At 28.3% G+C, this 25,460-nt stretch carries 20 protein-coding genes and 1 pseudogene; 2 read left to right on the top strand and 19 right to left on the bottom strand.

Annotated features, from left to right (window positions below):
* Positions 1–9 precede the first annotated feature (9 nt).
* The 3 genes from CNEONATNEC86_RS18155 to CNEONATNEC86_RS18165 form a co-directional block, all read right to left on the bottom strand.
* Positions 10–312, bottom strand: a complete 303-nt coding sequence (locus CNEONATNEC86_RS18155; protein ID WP_058296560.1) for a PTS sugar transporter subunit IIB — start codon at positions 310–312, stop codon at positions 10–12.
* 54 nt (positions 313–366) lie between these two features.
* On the bottom strand, positions 367–1,806 hold the full coding sequence (locus CNEONATNEC86_RS18160; protein WP_159136534.1) for a glycoside hydrolase family 1 protein: 1,440 nt from the start codon (positions 1,804–1,806) through the stop codon (positions 367–369).
* Between the two features lie 95 nt (positions 1,807–1,901).
* Positions 1,902–2,801, bottom strand: a complete 900-nt coding sequence (locus tag CNEONATNEC86_RS18165) for an ROK family protein (protein WP_159116862.1) — start codon at positions 2,799–2,801, stop codon at positions 1,902–1,904.
* 925 nt (positions 2,802–3,726) lie between these two features.
* Between CNEONATNEC86_RS18165 and CNEONATNEC86_RS21965 the strand changes: the two genes are divergently transcribed.
* Positions 3,727–3,930, top strand: a complete 204-nt coding sequence (locus tag CNEONATNEC86_RS21965; RefSeq protein ID WP_338132753.1) for a hypothetical protein — start codon at positions 3,727–3,729, stop codon at positions 3,928–3,930.
* 12 nt (positions 3,931–3,942) lie between these two features.
* Positions 3,943–4,302 (top strand): annotated as a pseudogene (locus CNEONATNEC86_RS18170) (GxGYxYP domain-containing protein); the annotation flags it as partial.
* Positions 4,303–4,586: 284 nt separating this feature from the next.
* Here CNEONATNEC86_RS18170 and CNEONATNEC86_RS18175 read toward each other — a convergent pair.
* The 16 genes from CNEONATNEC86_RS18175 to CNEONATNEC86_RS18250 all read right to left on the bottom strand — a co-directional run bounded on the left by CNEONATNEC86_RS18175 (position 4,587) and on the right by CNEONATNEC86_RS18250 (position 25,425).
* Positions 4,587–6,839, bottom strand: coding sequence for a glycoside hydrolase family 3 N-terminal domain-containing protein (locus CNEONATNEC86_RS18175; RefSeq protein ID WP_159136535.1), 2,253 nt, complete (start codon positions 6,837–6,839; stop codon positions 4,587–4,589).
* A 380-nt stretch (positions 6,840–7,219) separates the two neighbouring features.
* Positions 7,220–8,506, bottom strand: a complete 1,287-nt coding sequence (locus CNEONATNEC86_RS18180) for a glycoside hydrolase family 125 protein (RefSeq protein WP_159136536.1) — start codon at positions 8,504–8,506, stop codon at positions 7,220–7,222.
* 2 nt (positions 8,507–8,508) lie between these two features.
* Positions 8,509–9,270, bottom strand: a complete 762-nt coding sequence (locus CNEONATNEC86_RS18185) for a MurR/RpiR family transcriptional regulator (RefSeq protein ID WP_058296565.1) — start codon at positions 9,268–9,270, stop codon at positions 8,509–8,511.
* A 198-nt stretch (positions 9,271–9,468) separates the two neighbouring features.
* Positions 9,469–12,129, bottom strand: coding sequence for a glycoside hydrolase family 38 N-terminal domain-containing protein (locus CNEONATNEC86_RS18190; protein WP_159136537.1), 2,661 nt, complete (start codon positions 12,127–12,129; stop codon positions 9,469–9,471).
* 35 nt (positions 12,130–12,164) lie between these two features.
* Positions 12,165–13,484: a PTS sugar transporter subunit IIC gene (locus CNEONATNEC86_RS18195; protein WP_159136538.1), complete on the bottom strand. Its 1,320-nt coding sequence runs from the start codon at positions 13,482–13,484 to the stop codon at positions 12,165–12,167.
* A gap of 180 nt (positions 13,485–13,664) precedes the next feature.
* Positions 13,665–14,408 (bottom strand): MurR/RpiR family transcriptional regulator, encoded by a 744-nt coding sequence (locus CNEONATNEC86_RS18200; protein WP_125147557.1) that lies wholly within the window; start codon positions 14,406–14,408, stop codon positions 13,665–13,667.
* A gap of 217 nt (positions 14,409–14,625) precedes the next feature.
* Positions 14,626–15,519, bottom strand: a complete 894-nt coding sequence (locus tag CNEONATNEC86_RS18205; protein ID WP_159136539.1) for an ROK family protein — start codon at positions 15,517–15,519, stop codon at positions 14,626–14,628.
* A gap of 183 nt (positions 15,520–15,702) precedes the next feature.
* Positions 15,703–16,302 (bottom strand): RDD family protein, encoded by a 600-nt coding sequence (locus CNEONATNEC86_RS18210; protein WP_159136540.1) that lies wholly within the window; start codon positions 16,300–16,302, stop codon positions 15,703–15,705.
* A 27-nt stretch (positions 16,303–16,329) separates the two neighbouring features.
* Positions 16,330–17,745 carry a 6-phospho-beta-glucosidase gene (locus tag CNEONATNEC86_RS18215; protein WP_159136600.1) on the bottom strand — a complete coding sequence of 472 codons (1,416 nt, stop codon included), beginning with the start codon at positions 17,743–17,745 and terminating at the stop codon, positions 16,330–16,332.
* Positions 17,742–19,073 carry a PTS sugar transporter subunit IIC gene (locus CNEONATNEC86_RS18220; protein WP_159136541.1) on the bottom strand — a complete coding sequence of 444 codons (1,332 nt, stop codon included), beginning with the start codon at positions 19,071–19,073 and terminating at the stop codon, positions 17,742–17,744. The genes CNEONATNEC86_RS18215 and CNEONATNEC86_RS18220 overlap by 4 nt, the downstream gene beginning before the upstream one ends.
* A 277-nt stretch (positions 19,074–19,350) precedes the next feature.
* Positions 19,351–20,064, bottom strand: coding sequence for a MurR/RpiR family transcriptional regulator (locus CNEONATNEC86_RS18225; RefSeq protein WP_125147561.1), 714 nt, complete (start codon positions 20,062–20,064; stop codon positions 19,351–19,353).
* A 13-nt stretch (positions 20,065–20,077) separates the two neighbouring features.
* Positions 20,078–20,446 (bottom strand): hypothetical protein, encoded by a 369-nt coding sequence (locus CNEONATNEC86_RS18230; protein WP_159136542.1) that lies wholly within the window; start codon positions 20,444–20,446, stop codon positions 20,078–20,080.
* A 152-nt stretch (positions 20,447–20,598) separates the two neighbouring features.
* On the bottom strand, positions 20,599–21,807 hold the full coding sequence (locus CNEONATNEC86_RS18235) for an alginate O-acetyltransferase AlgX-related protein (protein WP_159136543.1): 1,209 nt from the start codon (positions 21,805–21,807) through the stop codon (positions 20,599–20,601).
* A 24-nt stretch (positions 21,808–21,831) separates the two neighbouring features.
* Positions 21,832–23,061 carry an MBOAT family O-acyltransferase gene (locus CNEONATNEC86_RS18240; RefSeq protein ID WP_338149288.1) on the bottom strand — a complete coding sequence of 410 codons (1,230 nt, stop codon included), beginning with the start codon at positions 23,059–23,061 and terminating at the stop codon, positions 21,832–21,834.
* Positions 23,062–23,297: 236 nt separating this feature from the next.
* Positions 23,298–24,302, bottom strand: a complete 1,005-nt coding sequence (locus tag CNEONATNEC86_RS18245) for a glycoside hydrolase family 5 protein (RefSeq protein WP_159136544.1) — start codon at positions 24,300–24,302, stop codon at positions 23,298–23,300.
* A gap of 22 nt (positions 24,303–24,324) precedes the next feature.
* Positions 24,325–25,425, bottom strand: a complete 1,101-nt coding sequence (locus tag CNEONATNEC86_RS18250; RefSeq protein WP_159136545.1) for a carbohydrate binding domain-containing protein — start codon at positions 25,423–25,425, stop codon at positions 24,325–24,327.
* Positions 25,426–25,460: the final 35 nt, after the last annotated feature.

A 25,460-nucleotide genomic window follows, 5' to 3' on the forward strand; every position in this document is an offset into this window, starting at 1 on the left:
CCTCTTTTCTTAATTAATCTTGTTTAGTGCATCTTCTAAAATTGCTTTTCCATTCATAGTTCCATATAATCTCATGTCAATTACTTCTACTGGTATTCTGCCATTTACAAGTTTTTCAACAGTTGGTTTTTGGAAACGTACTTGTGGTCCTAAAAGAACTATATCTACACTTTCAACAGCGGTACTGCATTCTGCTACTGGAAGAGCATCTATCTCTACTTCAATTCCTTTTGCCTTTGCTGCTTCTTTCATTTTAGTTACAAGTAAACTTGTAGACATTCCTGCTGAACATACTAATAATATTTTTTTCATTGTTTATCACTCCTTAAATTTTTGTAATTTATATTAATTGATTATGAGCTAAATTTATAATTCTTCTCCATTAGTACTTATAACATTCTTGTACCAATAGAAACTGTTCTTTTTAATTCTCTTTAAATCCTTTTCATCATTTTCATCTCTATCCACATATACGAATCCGTAACGTTTCTGATATCCATTTAGCCAGCTTAATAAATCTGTAAATGACCAAGTGCAGTAACCTAAAAGATCAACACCATCTGTTATTGCTTCTTTACAAGCCTTAAGATGTGATCTTAGATAATTAATTCTGTAATCATCGTTTACAACATCATTTTCTTCAAGCTTATCGAATTCTCCAAGGCCGTTTTCTGTAATAAGTATAGGAAGATTATATCTACTTGTTAATCTTCTTAATCCAATTCTTAAACCTGCAGGATCAATTGCCCAGTCCCAGTTTGTTGTTTCTAAATATGGATTCTTTGCGTTTTTATAAACTCCAGGTAGTCCACTTTCTTTAGTAGTTCCTTTTTTACCTGTATTATTCATACCTTCAGATGCTCCCACTCCATCAAGTGGATTCATTGCAACTGTACTTGTTTGGTAATAATTTATACCTATAAAATCTGGTTTTGCTCTTTCTAATAATTCAAGATCACCCTCTTCAATAGTTGGTGCTATTCCAAGTCTTTCATAATATTTGAATGCGAATGCTGGATATCTTCCTTTGCAGTAAACATCAAGCCACCAGTTGCAGTTTAAATCCTCTGCATTTTCTGCTGATAAAACATCACTTGGATTGCAGCTGAATGGATAAACAGGTCCAAATGCAAAGCTTGGGCCAATCATACCATCAGGCACGTAAGTTTTAAACGACTCAATTACTGTAGCATTAGCTAAGTTTGCAATATGATTTGCATTAAGCATTCTCTTTTGATCTTTAACGCCTGGTGGGTGCATAGCTGTTAAATAACCCAATGTTAAGAATACATTTTGTTCATTTAATGATACCCAGTGCTTAACTTTATCTCCAAATCTCTTGAATAGTGTTATACAGTATTCATTAAAATCATTAATTATTTCTCTTGATTCCCATCCACCGTATAAATCTTGAAGATGCTGAGGTAAATCCCAGTGATATAATGTAATTACTGGTTTAATATCATTTGCTATAAGTTCATCTATTAAATTTTCATAGAACTTTAAACCTTCTTCATTTATTTCTTTTCTTCCATTAGGATATATACGTGTCCATGCAATTGAAAATCTGTAGGCTTTTAATCCCATTTCAGCCATTAAAGCTACATCTTCTTTATATCTGTTGTAATGATCTACTGCAACATTACCATTTGTATTTTTAAAAGTTGTTCCAGGTATTCTTGTGTATACATCCCATATACTTTCTCCCTTCCCATCTTTGTCCCATGCACCTTCAACTTGATACGCTGCTGATGCTGATCCCCATAGGAAATCATCTTTGAATTTATCTAGCTTTTCGTATATCACTATATCCACTCCTTCACATTAATGTAAATTAATTATTTGATATTAACCTATATATAAATTTATTTTTAAACTATTTCTTTCTGAAACAAAACACTCTATTTTTTTATAGAAGCATTTATAATTGCACCTAATATGTTGGCATCGTTATTGTACTTGCATCTATCAATTTTAGTAGTAATGAAATCTGCTTCAAGATATTCAATGCAGGTCTTCTTATACTGTTCCTCTACTTTATTGATAAACCAATCTTCTTCTGATATTCCTCCACCTATGCATATAACTTCTGGATTATAGAAAACTGTAATTACAATTAATTGAGCTACTATGTTTATTATCCACTCATCTACTGATAATTCAGCTGTTTTGTTTCCATCTAAGTACTTCTTGCATACTTCATATCCATACTGTACCTGCTCATCCATGTCAGCTTTGCTGTTATATATATTTATCAGCCCAGTCATTGATGCATAATCACCCATCTTATCAAGGCCACCTATCTCATCGTTTACAAAAGGCATATTATGAAACTCTCCTGCAAATGCATCTTTTCCATATACAACTCCATTTTCATCACATATGCATCCGCCAGTTCCCGTTCCTATGATTAAAAATGCTGAAGATTTGCTTCCTTTTGCATTTCCTATTTCAAATTCACATAACCCTGCTGATTTTGCATCATTAATTGATGACACTTTTTTATGTGTTCTTTTCTTGATTTCATCGTTTATATTTGTGCCATACATAATGGCTACGTTAGGGGCAGCATATGATTTAACATTTGAATCTTTATCAATGAGCCCTGGTGCACTTATACCGATTACATCAATTTCATCAATTAATTTTATATTTGAACATATATAGTCATAAAATTCATCTGCAGTATCGTATTTAATAGTTTCAATTTTCCACTTGTCTTTAATGCGGTATTGCTTGTCCATCAAGGCATATTTAATGAATGTTCCTCCTATATCTATTCCTAAATTAAATTTTTCCATAACATCGCTCCTTAAAATAAACGTCTTATAAATTACCTGCTTATAATACAATAATGAATCAATTTTGTGAACCCGCGTTTATTTTTGTTAAAAAATAAATCCATACATTCTTTTTTTGATTCGTTTTACTCTTATACTTTTTATTCAATTTTTTAATTCATATAATCTACACGTATCATCACTCTATAGATATTATTTCAATTTATTAATCTAAAAAATCATGAATAATGCTTTATCTTTTATTTATCAACTATATGGTTTAACTGTCTTACATCTGTCTAATAAATGGCTTTCCTATTAATTTATAAATACTATAATCTATAACTCTGTAAGTTATTACTATATGAATTATTAGTTACGCATTTATAACTTTGAATTATATCAGTTTATAATATCTAATATAACTTCATCATAAGTATAACTATAATTTATAAATACTTTTTCTGTAAGATAAAACGCTTAGTGAACTCGCGTTTATATATATAATACAATAAAAACAATTACATTTCAATATCTTTTTTAATTTTATATATTTTAATCCATTTTTTTCAAATCCCTGCCACACCTTACTTATCTTGTAAGTTTTTATTTTTTGTGTCATCAAACTAAGTCCAGTACACTTGCCAGCAAGTCAGGAACTAAATCACTGAAATAAAAATTACTAAATATAAATTAGCATAATAAAAAAGTGGCTGTTATAAAACTAATGTTCCATATGAAAAAGGCTAGGAAGCTTTTTAAGTACCCATTGGTATCTGTAATTATTATAGTAATCCATATAATCATCTATTATTAATTATAGTTGTACAGTTTTTTAAGTCTATCTCATCTTGGTCTTATGTCAATATATTGTACATAAAAATTGAAACTTTTTTATACTGCACTTCTAGCTAATAATTCACATTGATCCGAATTTATATAATTAATTGAAAAGTATGTAAATCATTCTTCAGAAGACTCCCTTGCTATTGATGAATCTATAGAATTGATATTAAATAATCATAGAATTAATAAATTGGTTAAAGATTGCAGATATACAGATAAATATTGGGCCTATAATATGGTAAAAATTGATCAACATAATGTATTGATTCTTGATGATGAAGCCTTTCATAGAAAAGATTTGTAGGATAAATACACATCTCATACTAATATAGAAGGCCTTCTTTATCTTAATTATGATAAAAACAACAGTTATGAAGGTAAAATAATATGGTCAAATAATAAACCAGTAGTTTCTTGTAGGGGTTTACTTTGGTCCGGATTAGAAGATGAAAATCAGATTATTTCTAATATAAATAATCGAATTAACTCTGGGTATACTAACATAAATGATCCTAATTCTTATTCATTTGTTTATGTACATGTTTGGAGCAATACTATGGATAATGTTTATGATGTAGTGAATAAGCTTAATAAGAATCCAAAAGTAAAAATAGTGACTCCTGATAACTTCATGAAATTAATTCAAAGGAACTTGGCTGAAAATCAGTCTTTATAAATCTAATACTAATACTGAAACATATTTTGAATGACGCTGATATTAGGATTACGCATATAATATTAAATTTTAAAAAACCTTAATATATATCTTAATATATATTTAATAGGAATGATTAAACTTAAAACATTTAATCATTCCTATATAAAAAGTATTCGTCTAATATATCATCTTTAATAAAATTTAAGCTTTTTACTTTAATCTACTATAATAGATTCATGTTATCATTCATATATGCCTATAATCCCAACTAAGCCATAATGTGCTCATATTATTTATAAAAATTATATTAAAAATAGTCCTTTTTCAATATAATCTATTGAATTTTTTCCAACCATTATTGAAACTTCTCCAGGCTCTACTCTATTTTCTAAATTATAATCCCATATAGAAAGTTCTTTAAATCCAAGTTTAAATTCTACATCTACTTCTTCACCTGATTTTATAAATACCTTTTTAAATCCCTTAAGCTCCTTTACTCTTCTTGTTATACTTGATTCTTCATCTCTAATATATAATTGAGCAACTTCATATCCATCAAAATCACCGCAATTTTTAATATTAACATGTATAGAAACTTCTTTACCTTTTAATAAATCTTCTATTTTAATCTCATTATCAAATCTTAATTTATTATATGTAAAATTTGTGTAACTTAAGCCAAAACCAAATGGGAATAATGGAAGTCCACTCATATCCAAATAATCTATTTTGGCGCCACTATCTTTCACATTATAATAACAAGGTAATTGCATTGATGAAACAGGTATTGATACAGCTAATTTTCCATTTGGATTGTTAATTCCAAATATCGTTTCCGCTATTGCTTCTCCTCCCATCTTTCCTGGATACCATGCACATAATACTGCATCACTAAAATCCAATATATTTCCTATTGAGTGAGGTCTTCCTTGAATTAAAACAACTATTACCTTTGTTCCAGTTTTACTTAACTCTCTTACTAGCTCCACCTGTAACCCATCTAAATCTAAATTAGCAAGATCAACATTTTCACCACAATTTACATCTTTTTTAGTATCATCAATCAATGCCGCACCATTATTCTCAAATTTCAAATCAAAATCTCTTGCACTAGATCCTCCAATTGCTACTATTGTATAGTCTGAATTTTTTGCTAAATTAATAGCTTCTTCAAATCCTGATCTACTAATGTCTCGAATACTACATCCTTTTGAATAATTTACAGTTATATTATTGGATTCAAATTTCTTAATTCCGTCTAATACTGTACTAACTGCATTTTTACGTTGTGGAGATGTATAATCTCCAAGTTGATTATATGGTGTATCAGCATTTGGTCCTACAACAGCAATTTTCTTTTTTTCTTTACTAAGTGGTAATACTCCATTATTTTTAAGTAATACTATACTTTCACTAGCTGCCTTCTTGTTTATTATAGATGGATCTATATATGATTTTTTATTTCGTTTTTTCTTATCAAATAAGCCTAATTTAAATTTAACATACAATACTCTTCTAACTGCATCATCTATATACAACTCATCTATTATTTTATTTTCAACTGCTCTATGAAGATTTGTATATATATCATCCCAAAGACTTATATCTACCCCTGCTTCTATAGCTAGTTTCCCTGCTTTTTCTTTATCTCTAGTCATTATAGTTAACCTATCAAGTGCACAACCATCAGCCATTACAATGCCATTAAATTGATATTCATGTCTCAAAATATCATTCAACAGTTTTTTGTTAACATGGCATGGTATTCCATCTATCTCATTGTAAGCTGCCATAAATCCTATGGCACCTCTTCTAGCCCCTGATTCTACTGGCGGCAAAAATATTTCTCTAAGTTCTCTTTCTCCTATATTAGCAGCACCTGAATTATGACCTCCAACAGCCGCTCCTTGAGCACATAAATGTTTTAATACAACACCTACATTATTTTCAAAATTATTTTTTTGATATCCATCAACTATTGCTTCTGTATACTTAGCACATAAATATGGATCTTCACTAAAACACTCTTCTGATCTCCCCCATCTTGGATCTCTGAGTAAATCCAAAGTAGAAACTAGCGCTAAATTTGCACCCTTTTCAGATAATTCATCTGATATACATTCTGAAACTTCTTTTATAAGATCTAGATTCCATGTTGATCCAATTGCTATATTACATGGAAACATTTCTCCATCTAAAGATTGATGACCATGAGGGGACTCTTCTGAAAAAATTGCTGGAATTTTCATTCTTGTATTTTCTTTTATATACTCTTGAATCATATTTATTACTTTGAATGAATCTTCTTTATCTATTCCATTTTCAAAATTAACTTTTGACCAAGGATCTGCCCTAAATAGTCCATAAATTGCTCCAATTCCTCCCCATCTTTTAACCTCTTCTTTAAATGTATCTGTTAATTCATATCCAGTCTTGGTTTTTTTATATATTTCCCATCCATAAAGTCTTTGATTTAATTGTCCAACTTTTTCTTTTAAAGTCATCTTTGATAATAATTCATCTATTTCTTCTTTAAAATCACTTACACTATTCATAATTAGTCTCCTTTTCAAAACGTTATGTTAAGTTATCTGAACATTACTCTTCTCAAACAAAAGAAATACAATGTGTTTCATTAGAATACAACATCCTTTCCATGGAAGGATAAGTTTATATGTTTTTAAAGAACAAGTAATTCTACAAAATGTTAAGCTATTTTTTTCATAGCAGCCTAACAGAATTCGATCTTCATATAAACATTCGTTTTTAGTTTTTAATTAAAAGCTAAAAACGAATAGGACTGTCGCATGGAAAAAATTTTCTACAAGATAATGTGTTTATAAATAATAGATATTTACAACATCTTGTGGTTTTTTCTCTTAGTGCGACAGTCCCATTACTTTTAACAACTATATAAAATATACTAGTATATACCCTACTGTTCTAACAATGTTTCATAAACAAAATTTGCAAACATAGAATTTGACCAAGCGAACCATTCCCTTGTAAATTCATGCGAATCATCACAATTAAATCCTTCATGCATCAACCCTTTGCCTCCATCAGTTGAAATTAAAGTTTTTAAAAGCTCCATCTTCTCTTGCTTACTCTCCGTTGTTAAACCTTGAATTGAAAGTGCAATATGCCAAATATAATTTTCTGGAGTGTGTGCACTACCTATTCCCCTTGCATCTTTTCCCTCATAATAATATGGATTGTCTTTACTTAATATAAACTTCCTAGTATTTTGATATATCTCATCATCATATGTTCTATACTCAATATAAGGAATAGAAAGAAGGCTTGGAACATTTGCATCGTCCATAAGAAGGGCATTTCCTCTTCCATCTACTTCATAAGCATATATCTTTCCATACTTTTCGTGGTCAACAACTGCAAATTTGTTAATTCCATTTTCAATTTCATCGCTTAACTTCTTTGCACTCTCCGCTAATTTATGATCATAATATATCTTTTCTGCAATCTCTTCAATATACCTTAAAGCTACAACAACAAACATATTTGACGGCACTAGATATCCATATTTACAAGCATCATCACTTGGTCTAAAACCAGACCAAGTCATTCCAGTATATGAAACTTCATTTCCTAATCCATTATTGTGTAATGTATCTTGATAAGGGCAATTTAGTCTAGTAAATCTATAATCGGACTCTTCAAAGTGTCTTTGCTCTTTTTTGAATTGACTTATTATTGTCTTAAATACATCTCTTATATCTTCATTAAAAAAGCTCTCATCAGAACTCTTCTTCCAATATTTATATATCATTCTTACTGTATAACACATTGAATCAACTTCATATTTTCTTTCCCATACCCATGGACTATCCTTTGTGATATCATTGTCCCACTTATTTCCATTATCTTCAATGTTAAAAGCATTAGCATAAGAGTCTATCTTTATGCAGTGTATGTGCCTATTAATAAGACCTCTAAACATTTCACCTAATAAAGGGTACTCCTTTACAAATGGTAAATAATGTTCTATTTGTGAAGTTGAATCTCTAAGCCACATAGCAGGAATATCTCCAGTTATCACAAATGTATCATTGTCTCCAATATTAACAGTAGTATCTATTGTATTTACAAAGCAATCATAAAACATATTTTTTAATTTTTCATCTTGTAACTTATCACATAATTTTTTTCCTATTTTATGTATAATCTCTTTTATTTCTTCTAGTTTTATATTATTCTCCATTTTCAACTCTCATTTCTAGTACTCTGAATTTTTTCAATTATTCTTTTAGTTAAAAAATTAACTGCCAAATGGACATGTAATCTTGTGTCCATATCTATTCCTTCTTCACTTACTTTTGCCACTGTTATTTTGTGATCTGCAAGCCTTCCAATGGTTGAACTTCCAACTTCTCCTATATAAACAACAGTAACTCCGTTTATCTTTATATTTTTTACGATATCAACAAGATTTTTAGTTTCTCCACTTTTAGAAAGTATAATAACAAGGTCTTCACTAGTTAAATTTGAAGTTTCAAGGTACATAAGCCAATTATCATCTCTATATTTGGCATCAATATTACACAAGTTTAATTTAACTTCAAGAATTTCGCCTATATAGTTATTCATTCCACTTCCACACACCATTACTCTTCTTGCTTTTAAGATATCATTTACAATATCATCTACATTAATCTCCCTAAGTAGCGATATAGTTTCAAATATCTTTTCTTCCATATAATCTAATGTTTCTTTTTCTTTTTCTCCATCTGGAATTTTATCTCTCTTGGCATATATCAAATCAAATCTAAAATCTTTAAAAGAATCATATCCTAGGTTTTTTATCATTCTAAAAATTGTTGTAGTTGAAACACTTGTATAATCAGCTATTTTTTGTAGTGTTATATCAGCTGTTATTTGCTTACTTTTTAATAAAGTTTCAAAACAAAATTTTTCTGTTTTTGTCATATATTCTTCATTATCCTGATACTTCTTTAGCAAACTCATATATTCTACCTATCTTCCCATATTATTGAATACTTTAATTATACTAAAATCAGGACTTTATTCAAATTTACTATTGTAAAATATCACTTTTATTATATATATGTTGCAATAATAAAATTTCATTAAAAATATTTATAGACTAAGTAAATACCAGTATATAAAAATGTATAAAAGTAATTGCAACATATATATTCTAATTTAACATATTAATATAGTAACAAAACTTCTATCCTTTATTTCAGGAATTATAATAGTTCCATCTTTCATAGGTAATTCTTCTTTGGGCTCTTCTTTAAGTGTAGATAAATATGCCTTGTTTCCTAGGAACTTAGTTTTAATTTTAATATCATTCAACTTCGTATTTGATGGATTTAATAATCTGATCACGTAGCCATCTTTAGATTCAGCCACTTTAAATGCTATAATCTCAACTTCTTCTCCAATTTCCATTATAGAAGTCTCCCATGGTTTATCTTCATGCTTTTCTCTTGTAAATATATTAAGTTGTCTTGAAGGTACCGGAACTCTTAAGATATTAGCTTTTCTTGTTAATTCTGATATATTTTCTTCATTTCCAAGATAAAGTGAGTACTCAAGTTCCAATTTCTGAATTAATTGAGATGATGGTGCATCCAATCTATATCCTGAGCTTCTTCCCGGTCTTATCAACAAATCAGCTTTTCCAAGTTTACCAACGGATCTAAATAAAGTAAGCGCTATTTCCTTATTGTTATATATCATATATTCACAAGGACCTTGAGTTAAAACTGCAAAAGTATTTTTTGTATTATTTAATTTAACCCATCTTTGCATTGGATAAATTGGTAATTCTTCTTCTGTTGCACCATTTTTTAATCCCACTTGACTTAATATTTCGTTATTCCTTATAATAGTTCCAAAATGATCTTCTGAAATATTTTTAGAACTTTCTTCTTTATCTTCAAAGATTGCTTTAAGTATATGATCTTTAGCTTTATTATTTATAATAGTTTTAAAATCAATTGTTTTGCTGTTATCTTTTAAAGATACTTCACTTTCAATTGTCCATTCTACTCTTTCAGCAGTTCTCTTGTGATCTACACACTCAAGTGGTGTATTCATACTATATATAATTTTATATTTTATTTCATAAGGTGAATTTTCCATTAATTCAACTATTGGCTTCATATTCTTTGTAACTATTACTTCATCACCAACTGGAGGAGAAAAATTATATTCATCTCCATCATCACCTTTTTCTTCAAAGTAATGTACATTATTATATTCTTCATTATTTTCTTTGTTTAATATATTTAATGTTCCATTTTCATTAATATTTACTCTTAAGAAATTATTTTCGAAAGTTTTATCTTTGATTAATTTTACATTTCCACTTAATTTTCCAGTGTATGGCTTGCCATAAGTCACTTTAAGAACCTTATATCCCATTGTAGGAAGTATATCTGCCTTTATTTTCACTTGAATATTATACTTAGTTCCTTCTAGTATTTCTCCAGCATCGTGGAAATTATTAGAACCATTAAAATCTTCAATTTCAGTATTTATTTCTCTTTTACAATTTACTATTACATAAGGGATTATATTATCATCCTTATCTCTTAAAATAAATTCTTTTTCCTTAGATATGAAACTTAATAAAACTAAATCATCTCTTGTATATGGTAATGTATTAAACATTACTACAGCTTCTTCATTTTCCTTTAATCCTGTAAAATCAAGTTTATCTTTTAGGCTTCTTATATTTAACCATATAAGCTCGTTTAAACCATGCCTTAAATTTAATAATCTATTTTTTACAGTCTGATTTATAGAGTCAGGTGATGATGAATAAATGGAATCGTGGAATTGATTTTTAAATATTGTTTTCCAATAATAGTTGGATATGTCTTGATCATATTTTCCACCTATTGTTTTGCTTATTATAGACATTGGTTCAACAACTAATGGTAATAAGCTTTCATATTTTTTCATCTCACTTTTAATATCCATTCTAGTTGAAGTAATTCCAGCATGTATTCTTCCAAGGGCTGCTGACTTTGCTTCCCCTTTATATACTTCAAGTGTCCTGCTACTCTTTCTTATACTTTCTTTAACTGCATCAGTGAATATTTCAGGATTTGATTGTTTTATAGTATATCCTTTACCTTCCATATCTGCTTTAATATCTTTTAATGTTTTAGCAATACTTTCTTGTGGTTTAGTATGATCACTTCCACCCATTAAAAGTATTTCTCCATCTTTAAATCTATTTTCAATCTTTTCAGTGAATCCAATAATATCACTAACTGCATTATCTTTATTTTCTGGTAAATATCTGTAGTATCCGTATCCAAGAGGGAAATGAATTGTTAATAGGGAATCTCCATTTGGTGCTTCCCACAAAAACACTGAATCATTAGTATATTCATAGTTAAATCCCCTCCATGCAAATATAGATTTCATTCCTAGTTCTTTAAATATTTGTGGAGTACTTTGTATTTGTCCAAATGCATCTGGTATCCATCCGCATTGCATACAATGCCCTAAATCTTCAGCTATATTACTTCCTATTATAAGATTTCTAAGTAATGATTCACCACTTACTAAAGCTAAATCTGGCTGAGTATACCATGGGCCTATTAATATTCTTCCTTCTTTAACGTATTTACTTATTATTTCCCTATTCTGTGGTCTTATTTTGAGATAATCATCAAGTACAGCTGTTTGTCCATCATAAGTAAAATATTTATATTCATCATTTGATTTAAGTATTTCTATCAACAAATCAAACATATATACAGACCTAATTCTGTAGGTATCTGAACTTCTTAGCCATTCTCTATCCCAATGAGTATGATTAATATAATGTATATTTTTCACGACATTCACCCTACCTAGTATTTTAAAATTTTGTTTTACGCATTCTCTTGTGTTTTATTTTGTTTTAATTGTAAGCTTAAAAATGGTGCATAAAGGAACATATCTAATATGAATAATACTCCATATAATATAACTGGTGACCATCTAAATCCTGCTAATACAAGTACATTTAAAAATACTGGTTCTGCACCTGAATTTAAAACTACCAAAGGAGTAACCAAACCTGAACTAATTGCAAAATATGCTACTACAGCATTAATAATTGGTACCATAACAAATGGTAAAAACATAGTTGGGTTTAAAACTATTGGTAACCCAAATGATACTGGCTCATTAATTCCAAATAATCCTGGTATTAATGCAACTTTTCCTACTGCTCTTTCTGATGATCCCTTAGGTGCCATAATAAGCATTAGCACTACTAATGCAAAGGTCGAACCAGATCCTCCTATCATTGCATAAACATTACTTAAGGTATTTGGAGCAACATGTGTAATTGTTTCCAAGCTTCCTGTTTTCATATATATATCAATATCTTTCATAAATATTGGCATCCAAATTACTGAAATTAATCCCCACATAATTGAGAATCCGTGTATTCCAAAAAACCAAAGTAATTGCATTATTAATATTACAATAATTACTGCAGGCAAGCCTGTACCAACATTAGATAAAGGAGCAACTATAAATTGAGCAATTAATTTTTGAATTGATTCAAATCCAAAAGATTCAACTATTACTCTAAGTGTTGAAAATATTAATAATACTCCAGAAAATGGTATGATTGCTTTAAATGAATTAAATACCATTGGTGGCACTGTATCTGGAAGCTTAATTGTGAATTTTGATTTCATAAACTTTGCATAAAGATATGTTGTTACAAGTCCTACTATAAGAGCTGTAAACATAGCTTCATAATTGAAAAAGTTTATTGTATATGCTGATGCTGACTCTGATCCAATAGTTATCTTATCTGGAATTGTTACAAAATAAGTTACAAAAGCTATTATTGAAGCAGTCATTGGCATAACATCTTTATTGTCCTTAGAAAGATGTTCCGCATAATAATATGATGATGATAAAACTATTATTACTCCAACTAATCCCATGGCTACAACATTTACATTTCCAAATATATTTAATATTTTTCCTAATATACCATCTAACGAAACTCCCCATTTAGCAAACCAAAAGTCTCCTTGTGATTTAACAAGACCAGTTAATGATCCTACAACTGTAAATGGCATACTTAAAATGAAAGCATCCTTTATAGCCATCAAGATGTAATTTCTTGATACCATTGCTGCTATAGGTGATAAATATTTTTCTAACATGTCCAAAAATTTTTTATACATTTCATATCATTCCCTTCACTTTTTTATGTCCTAATTATATTTGATATCATTTACAAAGTGAATTACTAAGTACGTAAAATTTATACTTTAAGCTACACATAATCTCTTGCAAAACATTCCTTTTTTATTAATTAATATACAAAAAATAGTAGTGTAATGTTATTATGTAACATTACACTACTACTTAAAATTATTAATTTCTAATCTTATTCTTTTCACTTCATCAGCGATTTCTTCAATAATATAAATTACTGGAACTTGAGTTGCTGAACTAAAATAGAATTTATCACGCTTACTTGGAACATAATAGCCTATACTATAATCTGCCATTTTTGCTGATTGAGAATTTTCGCTGTTTGAAATAACAACAACTTTAACCCCGCTAGCTCTTAAATTTAAAATAACTTTATTAGTTTCTTCCGTATCTCCTGATACAGTTAATATAATTGCTAAAGTTTTAGAATCATAAATATCTTCTACCCTCCAGCTTATATCATCAATAAATGAGCTCCTTATTCCTTTACGATTTAATAGTAAAGCTCCATATTTAGCCAATGCACCTGATAAACTTAATCCAAAAAATAATACTTCATCACTATTAACAATTTCTTCTGCAATTTTTTTTATTACTTCTGATACTTTTTCACCTTTTGCTCTTTGAAAATAATCTAATAAATATGCTATCTTATCATATTTTACATTATTACTTTTAGATTCATTAAATCTTAAATGTAACTTATATTCACTAAATCCATTAAACCCAAGCTTCTTGCATACACGAGTGACCATTGCTGGTGATACATGTAGTTCTTCAGCTGCTTCTTTAAGTTTTAAATTTCTTATTTTATTCTTATCTTGACTTAAGTATAAATATATTGAATATTCTAATTCATTTAGTGTTTTTATTTTATATAAATTATCCATTATAATTAAATTTCTCCCCGCTTATTTAATGATATAAAATATTATAATAGTACATCTATTATAAACTAATAAATATTATTTTAAAAATTATTTTTTGATTTTGTTGATATTATATTAAAGCTTATAAAAATAAACAAGCCCTATTATGTTTATTTACAAAATTAAACATAATAGGGCTTGTTTATAATATATTAGTCTTTATGAAGTTTTAAGTTTTCTAACCATAAATCTTCTTATAATTTGCTAAAGCTCCAACTAAATTAGAATCATTAAAGTATTTACAATTTACTATGTTTACTCTTGGAATTGGTATAGGCATTTTAGAGTAAAATTTATCTAATGATTTATTTATATATTCTATTAATATAGGTTGCTGACTTATTCCGCCACCTATTGCAATTTTGTCTGGATCAACAGTTGCCTGTATATTCCATAGTCCCATAGCTAAGATATCACAATATTCACTTAAAGCCTTTAATGCCTTTTGGTTTCCTTCATTACAGTATTTAAAAGCCTGTGGTCCATCTAACTCTTCTTTAGTTATTCCCAACTCTTTAGCTATCATTTCTATTAAATTAAATGCTGCATTCTCAACACACCATTTACTGTTAAAGCCTTCATAATCCTTCCATTTTGTTGATAAGTAGCTAAATTCACCTGCAAAGCCATGGCTGCCTGATAGAACATTATCTCCTAGTGTTATGCCTCCTCCAATTCCGCTACCTATAATACAAACTGCACCTACACTTGTACCTTTTAAACTTCCATATGTCACTTCACAAAGTGCTGCACATTTTGCATCATTTTCAATTGTAAATCTATCTGTAGTTACAGATTTTAACTCTTTCAATATATCTACACCTAAATTATACTCTAGTTTTCCAGGAATCTGCATTTTATTTGTCTGTTTGTTTATTAATCCCGGCAGTGACATAGCTATACCATCAACTTCATCTTTATATTTTTCATAGATATCCTTTACAACGTTTTTAAAGCTATCTAATGAATCCATTGGTGTCTTTACACTTGATTTTTCTATCATTTCTAATGAATCATTCATTAGAGCATACTTTATAGCACTTCCTCCAACATCCATAACCAAATAATTCATATCCAAAATCTCCTTATCCATAAATAATTTACAAGTATATTTTAATCAAATAACTGTATTATATCTAGTCTTTTAACAAATTCACCAAATGATATTCTAATCAAAATCAAATTATATATTAAGATTAATAGTATAAATCAAATGCAATATTTAATCATCTGATCTATACTATTATATTATTTTCTAAGCTGCTATTAATTTGCTCTTAGATTTATATTTAATTACTCTTGTACCTGAAATAATATCATGTAAGGCCCTTCTTGATTTCAATAAAATAACTAAAGCTATAGAAATCACAGTTATAAAAAGTCCAATACTACTATAAACTTTTGTAAGGTTCACTCCAGTAAATGCATTAAGCAATTGATGCAGCATATCGCTTGCAGTAAATAAGCTACCTTCCAAAAATAAAATTACTACAAATTGTCTTATAAAAATCTTTGTCCTTGAGGCTTTTAAGTTATTGTTATTCATAATCTTTAAACGAGTTATCCTTTTTCCAAGTGTCTGACCTTCATAAATATACATTGGTACAGCTACATAGTAAATTACAGCTGCCATGAAAGATAGTAATCCTGCAATAATATTCATTGGATATTTAAAAATTTCGATATTTTGTGGAATTATTGTAGCATTATCGTTAATAGTCATATATATAATTATTAATGGTAATGAAGCTACTACTCCACCTACATACCAATCAAACATATATGCTATGGCTCTTCTTAAAAATCCTACATCATTTGGTTTATCTAGTTTTAACTTCTTTATAAATTCTTTCATGGCACACCTTCTTCTTATATTTAAATCTTATATTTCTTCTCCATTTGAGGCAATAACTTTTTTATACCAGTTAAAAGATTCTTTACGTGATCTTTTTAAAGTACCTTCGCCTTTATTGTCTTTATCTACATGTATGAAACCATAACGCTTTTCCATTTCACCAGTACCATAAGAAACAACATCAATACATCCCCATACAGTATATCCAATAACATCTACGCCATCATCATCAACTGCCTTCTTTAATTGTTCAATATGTTGTCTTAAGTACTCAACTCTGTAATCATCATGATATTTCCCATCTTCGCTTAATTTATCATAAGCACCAAATCCATTTTCAACTATGAATAATGGAATTTGATAACGTTCATATAAAACATTTAATGAATATCTAAGTCCAACTGGATCTATTGGCCATCCCCAATCACTTGCTTTAATATATGGGTTATCTACGCAGTTTTGAACTCCAGCTCTTACTTCTCCATCTCCCTGCTTAGTTACTGATGACATGTAATAAGAAAATCCTATATAGTCTACGCATCCATTTCTTAAAATTTCTTCATCACCTTGTTCCATAACAATATTTAAATTATGTTTTTCTAAGTATTTTTTAGCATACGATGGATAGTATCCTCTAACCATAACATCAGTAAACAGATATCTTTGATGCATTTGCTCTACAGACTGCATCATATCATCTGGATTACATGAGTATGGATATACTGGCACACAAGCAAGCATACAACCTATTTTAAAGTTAGGATTTATCTTTTTACCTGCTGCAACTGCAAGTGCACTTGCAACAAATTCGTTATGAACAACTTGATACATTAATTCTTCACGATTATCATCTTCTCTAAAACGAACTCCAGAACATGTGTATATTCCGAATTCATTTTCAATGGCTGTTTGGTTGTTGATTTCATTAAAAGTCATCCAGTATTCTACTTTATCTTTGTATCTTTCAAAGCAAGCTGTTGCAAATCTAACAAAAAAATCTACACATTCACGACTTCTGAAACCATCATATTTCTTAGCTAAATAATATGGCATTTCAAAATGAGATAATGTAACAACAGGTCTTATTCCATTCTTTAATAGTTCATCAAATAAATCATCATAGAACTTTAATCCTTCTTCATTTGGTTCTAATTCATCACCATTTGGGAATATTCTTGGCCATGAGATAGACGTTCTGAAGCATTTAAATCCCATTTCTGTAAATAATGCTATATCTTCCTTATAATTATGATAAAAATCTATAGCTTCATGGTTAGGGTATATTTCACCTTCAACTAATCCATCAGTAATTCTTCTTGGAACTCCATGTGCTCCTGCTGTCATTACATCGGTTATTGATAATCCTTTTCCGCCTTCTTTATATCCGCCTTCTAATTGGTGGGCTGCAACAGCCCCACCCCATAAAAATTCTTTATTCACTATACTGTTTCTCCTTCCACTTCTTCCACTCCTCTAGAATTTGCCACAACGAATGGAAAATAAATTAGTGTGCTTACAGCTAAACAGACAAATCCTATAACTAAAGCCATAAAGTTATCAGCTCCTGATCCCAAGAATGGTATCAAGAATCCTGGTGTTGTCCATGCAACAGTATATGCAACTGGTGGAATAATCTTAAATACCATGATACATAAATATCCAATAATATTACATACAATAGGTGATATTATAAATGGAACGACAAACATTGGATTCATAACAATTGGTAAACCAAATACTATTGGTTCATTAATATTAAATATTCCTGGTAAGAATGACATCTTACAAATTTGATATTGAGCCTTATTTCTACGTCCAGCAATAAATACAGCAATAATAAGACCTAAAGTTCCTCCTGATCCTCCAATATTTCCAAAGGCATCATTAATTCCCCCCCAAGTTACTGGATAAGGAGCTCCCCATGCAGTACCATTTGCTACTACATAATCAAGATTAACCAATCCTTGTTCTGCAAACATAACAGTTCTTAATGCATTTAATGTATTTGGTCCATGTATACCTAATACCCATAAGAATTGTTGAACAATTACAAATGTTATTATTGTTCCCATTGAGTTTCCTAATGATACTAATGGTGCTTGTATAGCATTATAAATTAACACTTGAATACCTTCTGGTGAAAATTTTAACATCAAGAAATTAAGTAAGCCAGACAAACCTAACACTATCATAATAGGAAATAATATATCAAATGATTTAGCTACAGCTGGTGGTACTGTATCAGGCATCTTAATACGTAGCTTTTCATTTTTCCCCATCTTACTAAGTAACTCTGCAACAATTAAACCAACAAATAATGCAACAAATAATCCTTGAGCTCCAAAGTAAGAGTTAGTTAAACCAGTTCCACCATCTTTAAATTCTTGTGCAGCTGGATACAAAATAAAGAAAGCTGCCAAAGATGTAATACCTGATAATACTTCATCTCCTCCCATAATTCTAGCTAGCTCATAAGCTGTAAGAAATGCAATTATAAGTGCCATAATATTAGTAGTTCCGTTTACAATAGGATTGAATATTTCTTGATATTCAGCTAAATTAGGTATAAATTTATCTAAATGAAGTAAACCTGCAACAAATCCATCAGGTGATAAGAATACATTGTTAATTAAAACAACTAAAGATCCTGCCATGGTAAGTGGAAATGCCAATGTGAATGCATCACGAACAGCAGAAACATGCCTTTGGGCATTAAGCTTAGTAGCTAAAGGTACAAAATAGCGCATCATTAAAGCTTGAAATTTTTCCATATATAATTCCTCCTAATATGTCTAATATAAAATTCTAAAATACGTTTGGCCAAATATAATCGTATTTTCGTAATCGTTTCAAAAGTCATTATTATTATATCAAGTTAAAATTATAATTAAATAGGTTTACAAGTTTTATAAAATGTGTTCATTTTATGTTTTTTGTAAAAAATAAAAAACATATTGTTTTTAATATGTTTTTAGATAAAAAAAGTATAGTAAATCAAAATAATTACTTAGTTTTAATTTGCTATACTTATATATTTTTATGAATTTTTTATCTTGATATAATTCTACTTAGATTTTCTAATATTGCAATTGCTGGTATCTGTGTCGTTATATCAATTTCATCATCATATATAGATTCAATATAATATGGTATTGTCACATCTGATATTCTCGCTAATGTGCTATTTTCTGTTGTTGTTATAGCAATAACATTACATCCAAATTTCTTACTATCTTCAACTTCCCTAATTATTTCTGGAGTTTCACCTGATATAGATAGAACTATCATTACACAATCATCTTCAAGCTTTTCAATCCTTAAATAAGGATCATTTATTACAAAAGAAAACCTTCCAATACTTGAAAATAATCTTGCTCCATATTGAGCAACCATCCCTGAATTTCCTATTCCAATAAAAATTATCTTATCACTTCTATCTATAATATCTGCTGCTTCTTTAAATCTATTTTTATAAGTATCCGAATCAAATTTATCTAGGCATTGTATAATTTCTTTGAAATCATATTTAGCATCTTTATGTATTACTTTCTCTTCTTGAAGTTTATATTCATATTTAAAGCTGCTATAATTCTCATATCCTACTTTTTTAACAAAATTTAAAACTGTTGTTGTTGATACTGATACAGAGCTTGCTAATTCTCTTATTGTCATATATGGAACTTTAACTGCATTTTTACTTATAAATTCATATATCCTCATTTCTTTCTCATTAAAAGATTTTATTATATCTGATTTTATCATTATTTAATTACTCCTAAATAATTGTATTATTACTCTTCTTAATTATATCGTAATTATATATTTCTTTAAACGTTGATGATTTTAACCTTTTTACTGAAAATTTTATCATATTACAAATAGCCTCGCAATCAGTCCACAAATCCAAATTCTTACAAAGTTGTTCTATTTCTATAGATGCCCACAATATAGCTACAACTTTATCTTCTTTAATAACCGTAACACTATAAATATTCAATTTAGTTGAATCTACTTTAGATTCAACTAAATTACTTACGGAGGATTTTCCTTCAATTGAATAGTAAAAATAATCTCTATCTGAGATATTTATCACTTTTCCGTATTGAGATAAGATGCTCCATCTTGAAAAGAAATACTTAACCAAAGATTATTATCTCTCTATATAAATTCTATTTCTATTAATTTCTTTAAAAATTGGTATAAAAAGCACCTATCTTATGATAAATGCTATTAATTATGTATATCAAATCAAACAGACTTATTTATTATGATAATTTTAAAGGTATTTAGTAGATATTAATTAAAATTGAAAAATTCATCTGTTAAATCTTGTGGCGAAAATGAAATAAATACAATATCTAAATTTTCGATACTATTAACATATTCTAAAATACTTTCCTTATAATATCTAGGATCAACTAAATAGACTTCTGAACATACTGTTGACATAAAGGCTGCAAGTGGAACTGCTAATGAATCTTTTATAAATAATATTTTAGGACCATTTAAATTATCTTTATTAACGATATGAACTATTCCTCTATTTCCAAATAGATAAGAAGAATATTTATCAGCCTCTAATGAATAAATTCCTTTTTCAGTTCTAAAAGGAGACACTGTTAACAATGCTTCTTCAAATCTACCTTCCAATTTCATTTCCTGACCATTTGTTTTAGAATAATATGAATATGAAGTTTTAAATTTAGGATAGATAAGCGTAAAATCATCAATTCCACCATAAATTATTCCTGTTTTTCTTCCCATAGAACCTATATACGAATTAGGATATTTAATGAAATTATAATTTTCCTTATTTGTATAATAATCTGTTTTGTCTAAATTCATACCATAATATTTATTTAATTTATTAACTAATTGTCCAAATTCCCAAAAAACAGTTTCAGTTTTCCAATGATGATCTGTTTTATAAAATAAATCTTCTGGTGGTATTCCACTACTTAACAAATTTTCTCTTAAATCTATTGTATCAATTCCTTTTTCCTTCAAAAGCTCTATATAATCATCTGCTGTTTCATTTGCATAATTATATGGAATTCCTGTTGGTAATTCTGTATATCCTTTAATATATTTGTCAGGTGTCATCAAATATATTAATTTAGTGTTGCTATTTTTTATATTGTTTTTAAAATCTTCTGTTTTATTAGATAAGTCATATACGGGATTCGGCTGATGTGCTATAAATGTATAATGAAGAAATCCATCCTTATCTTTAACAACTTCAAAATTATTCTCCTCATTTTTGTCCATAATCTTTTGTATAAATCCATAGCTCTCTACAAATAAATATTTACCATAAACATTCTCATTAATTGTATTTTCAACCAATTCTATTACATTATCAATATTTTTTATATTAATTGGGTTATCCTCTAATACTTGCTTAACATACTTATATGACTTAGTAAAATTAAAAACAGAAAATGTTAAAAGAATAACTATGAACATTATTGAAGTTACTATCTTTTTCTTAAAAAAAATTTCCATGCTTAACACCTTTCCTTATTTCTCTTAGAAATTAAAGTATATGAACGGATTATATGTTCCCTTTACCAGATAACATACACATATAAAAAATAATCCTATGATAACTGCTGGATAAATTATACTCACTTCTCTATATAAATAAAATTTATCAACTAAAAACTTATTGGCTTTTTTAACAATTGGAGTAGAAAATATAATTGCTAAAATCCAAAATACTATATTTTCTTTTATAAACATATATGTATAGTCGCTCCAAAATCCATTATGATTAAATCCAAACATGTTTGAAATATATTTTCCTGCCTCTATTAAATCTTTTGATCTGAATAATACCCATCCTAAATTTATAATAAATAGTGTATACAGGTGCTTAACTCCTTTACTGATATTTAATTTATCAAATATCAAAATTTTCTCAATCGCAATAAATATAAAGTTCAAAAACCCCCATATAATGAATGTCCATTCTGCACCATGCCATACACCTGTTAATACCCATACAATAAATAAATTACGTATTATTTTATCTTTGTTTTTTACTCTTGAGCCTCCAAGAGGAAAATATACATAGTCTCTAAACCATGATCCTAATGATATATGCCATCTACGCCAAAATTCAGTTATTGATTTAGAGATATATGGATAATTGAAGTTCTCATCAAATTTAAATCCAAACATTAATCCAAGACCTATTGCCATATCTGAATAACCAGAAAAATCAAAAAATATCTGAAATGTATATGCAAACGATCCAATCCACGCAATACTTATTGGAATATCCATATTGCTATTCATTGTAAAAATTCTATCTACAATAATAGCCATATTACTTGATATTAGAACTTTTTTCCCCAACCCAACAATAAATCTACAGCATCCTATTCCGAATTTTTCCCATGATTCCTGTCTATATCTAATTTGATTTTCTATTGTTGAATAACGTACTATAGGGCCTGCCAATAGTTGTGGAAAAAATGATATGTATAACCCTAAATAAAAAATATTTTTCTGTACTTTAACCTTATCTTTATAAACATCAATAACATACGATAATACTTTAAATGTGAAAAAGGAAATACCTATAGGTAAAATTATCTTTGGTATTTGTATTTTATAAAATGGTAGTGTTTCATTTATATTACGTATAACAAAACCTAAATACTTAAATACAAATAATATTCCCAAATTGCTTATACAGGTAAAAATTATTATAAGCCTTGCTTTTAATTTATCTTTTCTATACTTGTCAACCATAATTCCTAAAATATAATTTAAAATTATAGATAAAAGCATTAATAATACATATTTTGATTCTCCCCATGTATAAAAAATCAAGCTAGAAATAAGCAACAATATATTTTGAGCAGTTCTTGAAAATGATAGTGCATAGTATAAAATCAATACTATAGGCAAAAAATAAAAAATAAAAAATAAAAACTATACTCGAAAAAAGCATCCTGTCTCCTCCTTTGTCATTAATAAATATGGTTTTAATTCTCTAGAAGACTATCTAATATTTTTTCATTCCATAAATCATTTTTAACATCATAAATTCCAAATTCAGAACATAACTCCCAATACCCCCAGCTAAATCCATATTCTTCTGCTTCCTTTCGCACAGCTTGTGTCCAATTTATTCTAGTAGTTTCAGGAGCATTTTTATTTACTCCAAATTCACCTAAAAATATTCTCACTTTATGATCTTCTGAATACTTTTTAGCAATTTCAAATCTGCTCTTTAAATATTGAATCTCTAAATTTGTCCCTGTCCATTGATTATCCTTTAAATTTTCAAATCCTTTATGATTTACACTTCCCTGAAATGTAACCTCATTTGGTTCATAGTAATGAAATGATACTACTATATTCTTATCTTGTGGAATCTTCAATTTTTCAAGACTATAAACAGAATAATAGTTATCAGGACCTACTATAATAGTTCTTTTGGGATTACTTTTTCGTATTATATTTATTCCTTCATCTATAAATTGGTTCCATAGTTCTCCACTTAAATTATCATTTGGCTCATTTAATAGCTCAAACATAAGTTCTTGCGGATAGTCCTTATACCTTTCCGCTACTTGATCCCATATTTTTAAATAACACTCCTTATATTCATTAGGAAATTTCATTATTTCAATAAAATGATGAAAGTCTAATATAATAACAAGTTTTTTACTCAATGCATAATCTATATAGTAATCAATCTTTTTCATGAAACTTTCATCTAATAAATAATCTTTATTATCTTTAGCATAATCTGAAAATCTTACCGGAAGTCTTACACAATCAAATCCTGCTTCTTTAATTTTATCAAAATATTCTTCATTCATCTCTACATCCCATGATAAATCTTTTGGTGCTTCAAGTGCATTTCCAATACTAATGCAAGAAGTAAATTCTATTTTAGGAGTGTTAATGACTTTTAAAAAAAGAAATACTACAAAAAACGCTAGAAGAATTATAGTTATAAAAGTGCACTTTTTATGATCCATAAAATCCATCCTCAATCTAAAATTACTTTTTTATTGTATTATTTTTCCATTTAATATATAATACTACACAGAATATTGAAATAAATACTATAAAAAATCTTATTATAATAATAAATCTATTAATATAAATTTCATCTTTATCATCTAATATGCTTCTGACTTCATTTTCTTTAGGAATACTCTTTTTTGTTCCATCTACTTCTTTTTCAGTAAGAGTCCACGATTTTAGCAAATTAACTTTAAGATTTTTAACTATAGTATCATTTATAACAGATTCAATTTCAATTTCCTGCGGAGATATATCTGGATGTATTGTAAGTCTTCCATCCTTACTAATATTAACACCATTAACATCTTTCTTCATTTTAAATTCAACTACTGTTCCTTTTTCTAAAATATCTTCATTTTCTACTGTATCAATTACTTTATAGTCCGAAATACCTTCTCCTACTACTGGTATTTCTACCTCTTTATCTCCTGTTATCTCCAGATTATATTCAAAATATTTCTTTAAATTTGATCCACTTTTTATTAATCTAAAATCCCCTACTAAAAAATCTTTATTCTCATTTTCCGCTGCTGTTGCCACAATCCCCCACGAATCTATACCAGCAACTTTAATAACTTCATTCAAAACTTCTTCTTTTTCTCTCATACTATTAAATGGTATATATATTTCTCCATTAAAATCTTTCGGAATTTCAACGGTTCCATATTTTGGATTGTAAATTTCCAACTCTTCTCGATCAATATTTTTTAACATAACAACATTCTTATCTGGAACAGATAATACTTTTCCATCTCTAGTCTTTATGTCTAAATTTATTCTTATAGAACCGCTTGATTTATTTTCAACTTTAAATTGAAAACCTTCATAATTTGACCAATCATCACTAGAATTTACATATATATATGTAGTATAATATCCAGTTTTTAATCCTGACGTATCCATATTTAATTCATACATATTGCTCTGCAATTTTGATAAAGTTGCATCTACACCATTACTAATCTGTTCAATTTTATCAGGAACATACTCCACCAGTTCTTCCTCATTTAACGCATAAACAGTAGTAAAATTAGATATAAAAACTACCAATAGAAAAATTAAAATTCTCTGCATTTTATACACCTTCATACTTTTCACCAACTCAAACA

Origin of the sequence: Clostridium neonatale (genome assembly GCF_900465025.1) — a bacterium.
Classification (GTDB): Bacteria; Bacillota; Clostridia; order Clostridiales; family Clostridiaceae; genus Clostridium; species Clostridium neonatale.